Genomic DNA, 757 nt, shown 5'->3' with positions numbered 1-757 from the left:
AATCGGCGGCGTGCCGATCGACCGCGCGAGCGGCACGCCGTGGGGCGGCTGGCATTTCGGCGCACCCGTCCAGGCGTATGCGGTGATCGCCGTGTGGTGCCTCGCATCGGCGTGGGCGATGCACGCGCTGACGCGCACGCCGCTCGCGCGGCTCGCGAATGCGGTGCGCGACAACCCGGTGCGCGTCGCCGCGCTCGGGTCCGAGCCGCGCCGCGTGCGGCTCGCGATGGTCACTTGCGCGTCGTTCTTCGCGGGTGTCGCCGGCACGCTGACGCTGATCGACGTCGAGATCGCGACGCCCGACAGCGTGTCGATGGCGCGGTCGGCGACCGTGCTGATCGCCGCGGTGATCGGCGGCACCGGCGCGTTCTTCGGGCCGGCGGCCGGTGCCGCCGTGCTCACGGTGCTGAGCATCGTCGTCGCGGGCGTATCGCGCGCGTGGGCGCTGTATCTCGGCGTGCTGTTCGTCGCGGTCGTCGTGGCCGCGCCGCGCGGGATCGCCGGGATCGTGCAAGCGCTCGCGCATGCATTGCGGCGCGGCGCACCGGCGGCCGAGCGGTGGCGCGTGCTGTGCGCGGTCGGTGCGTGCGTGTTCTGGGGCGTCGCGATCGTCTGCGCGGCCGAACTCGGCTACGCGTGGCGTTTCGCGCAGGACGACGGCGCGGGCTTCGCGTTCGGCGCCTGGAGCGTCGACGCCGATACGCCGGCCGGCTGGGTCGTCGCGTGCTCCGCGTTCGGCATCGGCACGCTGCTGTGG

At 74.5% G+C, this 757-nt stretch carries 1 pseudogene; it reads left to right on the top strand.

From position 1 onward, the window contains the following. A pseudogene (locus G3N96_RS38830) lies at positions 1-757 on the top strand (branched-chain amino acid ABC transporter permease); the annotation flags it as partial.

The organism is Burkholderia sp. Se-20373 (assembly GCF_017104705.1).
Classification (GTDB): Bacteria; Pseudomonadota; Gammaproteobacteria; order Burkholderiales; family Burkholderiaceae; genus Burkholderia.
The sequence above is the reverse complement of the archived record's forward strand: the minus strand, read 5'-3'. Positions and strand labels throughout refer to the sequence as shown.